The 8,246-nt window shown below is 61.5% G+C and carries 7 protein-coding genes and 1 pseudogene; 3 read left to right on the top strand and 5 right to left on the bottom strand.

Annotation, left to right across the window (positions count from 1 at the left end):
- Positions 1-132: 132 nt before the first annotated feature.
- From ACWELQ_RS30085 to ACWELQ_RS30065, 5 genes are all read right to left on the bottom strand, one after another.
- Entirely contained in the window at positions 133-771 is a 639-nt protein-coding gene (locus ACWELQ_RS30085; RefSeq protein ID WP_452400409.1) for a histidine phosphatase family protein, read from the bottom strand.
- A 7-nt stretch (positions 772-778) separates the two neighbouring features.
- Complete coding sequence (gene eno, locus ACWELQ_RS30080) at positions 779-2,056, bottom strand: phosphopyruvate hydratase (RefSeq protein ID WP_452400408.1); 1,278 nt, start codon at positions 2,054-2,056, stop codon at positions 779-781.
- A 51-nt stretch (positions 2,057-2,107) separates the two neighbouring features.
- Positions 2,108-3,220: an ornithine cyclodeaminase gene (locus tag ACWELQ_RS30075; protein WP_452400407.1), complete on the bottom strand. Its 1,113-nt coding sequence runs from the start codon at positions 3,218-3,220 to the stop codon at positions 2,108-2,110.
- 688 nt (positions 3,221-3,908) lie between these two features.
- Positions 3,909-4,151 (bottom strand): hypothetical protein, encoded by a 243-nt coding sequence (locus ACWELQ_RS30070; RefSeq protein ID WP_452400406.1) that lies wholly within the window; start codon positions 4,149-4,151, stop codon positions 3,909-3,911.
- A gap of 317 nt (positions 4,152-4,468) precedes the next feature.
- Entirely contained in the window at positions 4,469-4,642 is a 174-nt protein-coding gene (locus tag ACWELQ_RS30065) for a hypothetical protein (RefSeq protein WP_452400405.1), read from the bottom strand.
- A gap of 256 nt (positions 4,643-4,898) precedes the next feature.
- Here ACWELQ_RS30065 and ACWELQ_RS30060 point away from each other — a divergent pair, with 256 nt between their 5' ends.
- From ACWELQ_RS30060 to ACWELQ_RS30050, 3 genes and pseudogenes are all read left to right on the top strand, one after another.
- Complete coding sequence (locus ACWELQ_RS30060) at positions 4,899-5,999, top strand: DUF4192 domain-containing protein (protein WP_452400404.1); 1,101 nt, start codon at positions 4,899-4,901, stop codon at positions 5,997-5,999.
- Positions 5,996-6,967, top strand: a complete 972-nt coding sequence (gene dprA / locus ACWELQ_RS30055; RefSeq protein ID WP_452400403.1) for a DNA-processing protein DprA — start codon at positions 5,996-5,998, stop codon at positions 6,965-6,967. The genes ACWELQ_RS30060 and dprA overlap by 4 nt, the downstream gene beginning before the upstream one ends.
- Positions 6,968-7,539: 572 nt before the next feature.
- A pseudogene (locus ACWELQ_RS30050) lies at positions 7,540-8,246 on the top strand (hypothetical protein); the annotation flags it as partial.

The following is an 8,246-nucleotide window of genomic DNA, read 5'->3' as shown; positions in this document are numbered from 1 at the left end:
AACAAGGAGTTCCGTTTTGCCCGACCTCACCGAGGAGCGTTCCGTGTCAGAAGCCGCCAACGCGGTATCCCCGGACATGGAGCGCGAGCAGCAGTCCCTGCAGTAGCGGCGGTACCAGGGGCATGCTCAATTTCAACGTTTCGGCCAATGCCGATCTCCAGACTTCAATTGTGTTGACGAACCGGATGATGGGACGGCCCCGAACACCGGGTCGTCAAAGCACAACAGCGTGCCGCCCTGCAGCGTCCAGCGAAATGAATGCACGGAACCGTTGCGGATAGGCGTTTCGGTTACATCGGCCGTGCCGGGAGAAATGTGCCTCACGACGGCCCTAATGACTGCGCCGTGTGTAGCCACGACCACAGAACGCCCAGCGCTATCTGCCGCGATTTCAGTGAGGGACGGCAGCACTCGATGGAGGATATTATCCTCGGGCTCCAGACCCGGCAGCGCGTGCATCGTTCCGAAATTCTGGGATATTTCACTTGCCGTCAGCCCCTCACCCGAACCGTAGCATCGCTCCACCAGACGTTCGTCTATCGACGGCTCCGGAAGATCGAAGTATCTGGCAATAATGGATCCTGTTTCGTAAGCACGGACCAGCGGTGAGACCACCACTGCATGCACATTCCGTCCACAAAGGCCGGTTGCTATTCCGAGAGCCTGGTTTCTTCCGGTATTATTCATGGGCTGGTCAATTCTTCCCTGCAACCGGCGCTGCTGATTCCAATCGGTTTCGCCGTGGCGTACCAAGTAAAGCAAAGAGGACACTGGTAACTCACCTCTCGAAGCGAACGAAAGGCGTCGGGTCGGCGAGCCGCTTCGCCGGAATTGCCTCGGAGGCGCGCATAAGGAAGTTCAGCTTCTCGATCCGCTCCCCGGTGAGTGGTGCCCCATTCTTTTGAATAGGCACACCGAGTCCAACCGAGAAATCCATTACGATATCGTCGATCACTCCACCGGAGCGTCCAGACGGAACGGCGAGGAGGCCGTTCAACTTGGCCTCGTAGAATGTTTCGAGAGCTTCGGATATCGTCCCTATCTGGTTCGGCTTGAGCACGAATCCATCGACGGCCCGGAGTTCAATGGCTTTACGAAGCCGCTCTCGATTTGTGACGATCAGATCGTCGCCGAGTACTACGGTGCTGGTCAGCTCGCGGGTTGCCCTTGTGAATCCGTTCCAGTCGTTCTCGTCGAGTAGATCCTCCACGAAGAGCAGATTGAATTCTTCGGTCAATTCTTTCATGTAAGCGATGATGTCGTCGGCATCGACGCGTTTTCCAGAGAGTTCGTATGTGCGTGTCGATTCGTCATACATCTCGCTCGAAGCGCAGTCGAGAGCGAAGGCGACCGTATCTGTCACGCCGCAGACGGATATCGCGTCGCGCATGATCTCGAGAATCAGGCGTGGATCGTCGGAAAAGGCCGCGTAGCCGAAGGACTTTCCGAGCGCCGGGCTCTCTCCTGTCCACTTCTTGATACATTTCTCGAGCGCGCGGAAGACGACAACTCCGATCTCCACTGCTTCGTAAATGTTCGCAGCGCGGTACGGAACCACCAGGAACTCGTTGAAGGCCTGACGGACGCCGGCGTGGACGCCACCATTCACCATATTGAAGCTTGGCACCGGCACGGTGGTAATCCGGTCCCGCGCGAGGGTCTGGAACACTGGCTCGCCGCGTGTCGCCGCTGCTGCGCGCAGACATGCGACAGACATCGAATAGATGGCGTTCCCTCCGAGCCGTGTCTTGCGAACAGTCCCGTCCAGGTCGATCATTGCCTGATCGATGCCCGCTTGATCGGCTATTTCACGTCCTATCAGCGCCGGAGCGATCGTAGCGGTGATATTGCCGATCGCCTTGTTCACCCCGCTGCCGCAGTAATGCTCGGGATCGTTGTCGCGGAGCACGAAGGCCTCGTGCGAGCCGACCGACTGCCCTGTGGGTGCGGCGCCCCGCCCGACATGGCCGTCCGATGTACGTACTTCGGCCTCTACCATCGGCCTGCCCTTGCAGTCCAGTAATTGTCGAGCCGTAATGTGTTCGATAACCCCCACAGACGGGAATTCCTCTCGCTATTTGTTCTAGAGTTTGATGCACTTGAGCTCTCACAATTGGTGCGGCTGGTCCCAGAGCGCGAGTTCGATGCCGATGTCCAGGCTGCAGGCATTTCGGAGAATAACAGTTGCGAGGGCGACGTCGAAGATGGCCATACCACACGACACGAACACATTTCGACGTATACGTGATGGGGTCGCGCCGCGACCACTGACGATTTGCGCCAGGTCCTCGGCGTGCGTCGGACGCGGCAGGATCCCCTTGTCTATAAGGCGGTAAATTGGGCCGCCGATGACCGAGCCGTAGTAGGTCGAGCGGTCCGACGAAACCTCGGCCTCGCGCATATAATCCTCATGCAGGTCGCGGCTATCGTAAACGATTCGACTGTTGCTCCAGAGTGCGTCGTCGGAGGCCAGAGGGCCCGAGAGAAGCACTGTCGCCCGAGGGGAGAAGGCACGCTCGGGAATCATCAACGGGTGAGTTCGCGATGCGGCAATTGAAATTAGGTCGACTCCATCGACACAATCGACAGCACTTGTGGCTACTTTGGCGGAAACGCCATGTTCGCGTGCTATCCAGTCTGCACAGTGCTCTGCCTTTTCCGGGACTATATCATAGACAACGATTGTTCTGACATTGGACTGCTGGGTCATGACAGCATTAACGACCGCGCGGTTGATAACACCACAGCCAATAATGGCAAGGGCGCAAGCGTTCGGGGCCAGGAGTCGACTCGCAAGTGCCGGAATAGCTCCCGTTCGAGCCGCGCTCAGTAGATTCCCCGACATTAGAGCAACGGGCTCGCCCGTCTCCTTGTCATTGAGCAGGATGGTAATGATAGACCGCGGCAAACCGCTAGCTGGGTTCGCAGAGTTGGAGCCGTACCATTTGTTCCCGCACATATCGAATCTACCGCCAATATACGCAGGCATGGCTACGAAGCGCCGATCCGGACCAGCTACTGGCATGTTCGGAAAACGAGTTTCGGCGGGCAGTGCGAGTCCAATCCCGTGACTGTGACCTTCGGGCCCGCCCATGATGTAATCGCCGGAATCCAGGAGTCTGAATACCTCCTCGCAGACGTCGACGGATTTCGCGGCGTCGAGAACGCCAGCCGCAATCATGGCTGGTTCCGATAGATAGCGGAATCCGAGGTTAGGCATATGGACCTATCACCTCCGTAACGTGCAAGCGGGTGAGTAAAGCGTGATATGGGTGAAACTGAGCGAAGCCCGTTCACCTCACATGAAAAGCGATGTCCTTGCAGTTGGGCGCACCCCCTACCAACCCTCGAGAGAAAAGCCGCGGAAATCCGAGTGGATCATCCCCATCGCGGTTAATCATTGCTTAATGGCAAGTTAATGGAGCCTGACTGGTGGGTCAAGATCAAACCCTGGGAGATGGCCGGTTGGCTGTGATATCCCGGCCAGATTGCTGGAAGTGCCCCCAGAGCGGTGAGCGATACGACATCAGCAAAGGTCATGTATGCCAAGAGCTTTGACCTCGATCTTTCGCTGGGCCTGCGGCGGCGTAGGTAGGCGCGGCGGGCGAGCGGATGGGATCGAGAAAATGTTGCAGGTGAACGGTTTCGGTTCGCGCATGCGAGCTGGATGGTCGTGCACGGTGAAACTTGGCAGCCAGCCGGTCAGCTCCAAGGTGAACGGGACGACGACTGCCCAAATCTGGTTGGCGGCAAAGGTTTTGAACAGCAGGCCGCCTAGCCCGGCGGCATCCGGCCGAAGTCAGCCGTCGGACTCCGCAGTGGAGACGATGCCCCGAAGGATCACGTCCAATCTGAAATCGAACTGAACATCGGTTGCGGAATGGCCCTACCCGCCGATCAGGTCGAAATCACCCACCGTGAATACTGCTGCGGCGTAAGGGAATCGATCGGGTTGTAGGATCTGCGTTGCTGCGGCGACGACCAGTCCGCCAGTCCTGGAAGTCGCGGACGGTCTCGGTGGACAGGACGTTGCGCAGCATAACCCCGACTTCCTCGGTGTCGAATACGCGCGACCCAGGCAAGCGGCTCATCAATTCGGTTGCTGTGGTGGACTTTCCGGCTCCGAAGGTCTCGTTGAACCAGATGATCATGGGGTCGAGCGTATTCGGTCGGTGCACTCGGCGTGGTGTTGCGGCGGTGGCTGACGTAGGTGCGAACCATGTTGTAGCTGATCTTGGTGGCACCATGCTCGGTGACCAGTTGGTTGTAGAGGCTCTGGATGGTTCCGCGCGGTGCGATCCCGTTGTCGAGGTGCCAGGCGAGGGGTTCGTCGGGGGCGGGAGGTAACATCCAGGCGTGAGGGCCGCAGTGGATATTGCTTGCGGGGTTGAGGCCGGGCCGATTTCAATGCTTGGTGCACCGTGCGGTCACTGACGCCGCACAGGTCGGCCAGCGCCTTCAGCGACAGTCAATGGCAATGGCCCAACTTCACCGGCAGAGGACAAAATTCCGCGTCGGGGTCCACCGATATATAGCCACAGGCCTGAACCCGGCTTGCGAGCATGATCGCATTCGCAATCCTGAGCGCATCATCCAGCAGCCTGATCTTGTTGGCCAGCGGAATTCCAAGCGCGGCGGCCACAATATCGCCGCGCGGCCCTCAGGGCGGTGGGTGGGCGCACGCTACACCGGCGGCGCGGACGGTCAAGCCGCTTCTGCCACAGCTGGAATGTGCGAACTGACCAATCAGGCCGGGATTCCGGGGCTCTCGGCTTGACCGCCCTTTTCGCCGCCGGTGTCGACGCGTGACACCCACCGCCCCGTGGGCACGGCGTCGTCGGTGTCGATCTGGTTTGCGTTGTGTCCGTGGGGCTTTCTTCGTCTTGGAGGAGGCTTCTATGCCGTCGGATTCGAGTTTTGCCGTGTTGGGCGATCTCATCGCCGCTATCCCCGCCATGCTGGGCTTCACCCCGGAGCGTTCGCTGGTCGTCATCGCGCTCAAGCAATCGTCTGAGGGGCAGCATGAAGTCGATGTGGTGATGCGCATGGACCTCCCGACAAGGGGCAAGAGCACCGCCAGCCGACTCACGCACCGGATCGCCGAGGCGTGCGCTCGCGCGGACATCGTGGCGGCGCTGGCCGTAGTGGTCGACGACCGACTTGTCAGAGCGTCCGAGGGGTCCGCTGCTCCTGGCAAACACCGGCTTTTACTCACCGCTTTGGAGCGGAGTCTGGCCGAGTGTGGAACCGAGTTGATTGGCGGGTGGGCGGTTGCCGATATCGGTGCTGGGGCGCCGTGGTGGAATCTGCGACGGTCGGGCGACCGCGGTACGCAGGGTGATCCGGCGTCGTCGTTCGCTGCCGCCGAGCGTGTGCTGGCGTCGATGCCGATCCATGGACGTCGGGAGGACCTCGCGGCGGTTGTCGCAGTCGATGGTGCCTTGCGTGATCAGGTCGCAGCAGTGGTCCCGGAGGCGGTCGCGGATGCGCAACGGCGCCTGACCCGCGATTTGTGCATCGGTAATCCGGAGGCCTCCACGCGGGCGGCGCTGTGGCGGGTTATGCACGTGGTCAAGACTCCCGATCCGGCCGCGGTGACGCCGAGGGGTCTCGCCGATGTCGCGGTGGCGTTGACCGACTTGGCTGTTCGTGACTGCCTGTTCGGTGTCGTGGATGGAGTGTATGCGGATGCGGCGGAACGGCTGTGGACAGTTGCGACCCGCGCTCTGCCAGATCCATATCGGGCCGAGGCGGCGGCCCTGTTGGGCTTCCACGCATACGTCCGTGGTGATGGACCGTTGGCCGGGATCGCGTTCGAGGAGGCCCTCGCGTCTGATCCCGACCATCGAATCGCGGGATTGCTGTCCTATGCGCTGGGTATGGCGATGCGGCCCGACAACCTGCACAAGCTCGCCGAGCATGGCGCGATCGCCGCCGCCGCGTTGCGTATCGATATCGGTGTCGCACAGCCGGATCCGGCAGCAGGGGTTACACAATGACCGGCACCGATGCTGACCGCGTGGCCTGGGCGCTGCTCTCACGCGCCGCAGCGGGACCGTGTCCACCGTTGACCGAACTCATTCACCGCCTGGGGGCCTCCGACGCAGCGGCTGCCCTCTGCTCGGGGAAAGCTCCCTTCCCCATGCCGGCGGCGGTACTCGCTCGGACACTAAGTTTCGACGCGGCAGCGCGCGACCTCGATCGGGTGCACCAGCTCGGCGGGCGGTTGGTGACTCCCCACGACAGCGAATGGCCGCATGAGCGGTTGAGTTGTCTGCCAACAGGTTCGGACAACTCGGGCGACGCGGCACCACTCGCCTTGTGGGTCGGCGGTGCGGGCACGCTGCCAGCAGCATCGGCGCGAGCGATCACGATCACCGGTGCCCGTGCCAGTACCGAGTACGGCAATGGTGTCGCGCGGTCGATGGCCGGCGGATTGGCCGAGTCCGGGTGGACGGTGGTGGCCGGCGCGGCGTTCGGTATAGATGCAGCCGCCCATCGCGCGGCGCTGGACACCCGCGATGGCCTCACTGTCGCGGTGCTGCCGTGCGGGCTCGACCGCGCCTATCCCTATCAACACGAGCAACTGCTGGCCCATATCGCCGATCGCGGGCTGATCGTCAGCGAATACCCGCCCGGCACAGCGGTTTACCGGCGCAACTTTCTCGATCGCAACCGGATCACCGCTGCCCTGTCCGCTGCGGTGGTCGCGGTGGAAGCCGGATTACGTTCGGGCAGTGGGTCCACCGTGCGCTGGGCACGGCGGATGGGGCATCCGGCGTTCGCGGTGCCCGGGCCGGCCACCTCGGCGGCGTCGTGGGGTTGTCACCAGTTCATCGCTGACGGGTCAGCGCAATTGGTGAGCAGCGCCGAGGACGTGCTGCAGGCGATGTCCAGACATCCCACGCAGCCGAAGATGTTCACCGCCGCTGGCGAACGCCTCGGTGTCGATGGGGTGATTCGGTGACCGGTGCGAACATTCGGGCTGACGCCGCGGCGCACCGAGCAACCGCGCCCCGGTCGTCAGTACCCCGTGTGCAGCTCTCCGGCAGCTGGCCCGTGTGGCGGGAATCAGACGAGACACGGCAGTGGTTGTGGCAATTGCTCACTCTCGTCGCCGAGGTACTCAGCGGCCAGCGTCCCGCACATCGGCTCCGTGCGGCTTTGGCCCCCAAAGTATTGAAGACTTTGGAGGTCCGATCACGCCGTGCGCCGGGGCGGCTGCAGCTGTTTTCACTACTTATGTTGAGTGGGCTGACATATGTGAACACATCTGCCCATGCGGCAACAACCTCGATCACCATCGATGGCAACGGCGCAGGCCGTCGATGGCGTCGACGCGATCAGCGGCGATGGCGGGAACATTTCGAAATATGTCGTAATAATGGCACGACTTCTACATTGAATGCAATTCATCGTCATATCGCGGAAATTGACGCCCAGGGCCACGGGGAATTATCGTTTGTGAATCTGAAGTGTTAGTTACCGGCTTGTCGCTGTAATGCCGAACCGCAGCAGCGGCGAAGAAGGCGGCGCGTAGTGAGAGTACTCGATAGCAACAACCCTGACGATCCCGACGCCAAACGTATCTCCGCCCGCCGCAAGGGCGGTGAAGTCCGAGATCCGGAAGCGACCGAAGTCATCGAGGTCGCGGTTTACGAGGTAATCGATCTGGATGACACCGAGTACTACCTGGATGACACCGAGTACTACGAAGTTGAAGATTACGATGCGTCGGCCAGGTCGTACTGCGGGCGATGGCATCGGTTTGCCGGGGGCCTCGACGCTGAAAAAATTCGCCGGTATCTTCCCCGCGCTGCTGCAACGGGGGCACTCCTGGCCTCGGCTATCGGCGTCGTCATCGCGACCGGATCACGAGGGGAAGACAACGTCGGCAATGTTGCCGCCTCGGCCGTCCCGGAGGCGCAAGACGGGCAGAGCCTCACCACCCAACTCGGCTCGAGCACAACGAGCAGTAGAACTATGACGAGCAGCAGCAGCGCCAGCTCTCGTGGGAAGCCGAAGGATGTGCCTGTCCCCTCCGGTGCGTCTTCCACCACCAAAGCCCTGAACAAGCAGGTACCGACCCGCCCAGCTGGCACGCCCGCCGCGGGTTCGCGGACCAAGTCGGCCACCTCGGGTGCCCCGACGACCACGACTGGGAAATCGACTTCGTCGACCGGTCCGGCATTAACCATCAGTCTGGGGGCGAGCATCCAAATCGTCCCCCCGTCGGCGGCACCTTC

The organism is Nocardia sp. NPDC004722 (assembly GCF_053601505.1).
This window is presented reverse-complemented; position numbering and strand designations above follow the sequence as displayed.

Bases quoted from the DNA above. Each gene is read 5' to 3' on its own strand.
- ACWELQ_RS30075 (WP_452400407.1), bottom strand. From the start codon at position 3,220: ATGCCTAACCTCGGATTCCGCTATCTATCGGAACCAGCCATGATTGCG.
- ACWELQ_RS30060 (WP_452400404.1), top strand. From the start codon at position 4,899: ATGCCGTCGGATTCGAGTTTTGCCGTGTTGGGCGATCTCATCGCCGCT.
- ACWELQ_RS30070 (WP_452400406.1), bottom strand. From the start codon at position 4,151: ATGATCATCTGGTTCAACGAGACCTTCGGAGCCGGAAAGTCCACCACA.
- dprA (WP_452400403.1), top strand. From the start codon at position 5,996: ATGACCGGCACCGATGCTGACCGCGTGGCCTGGGCGCTGCTCTCACGC.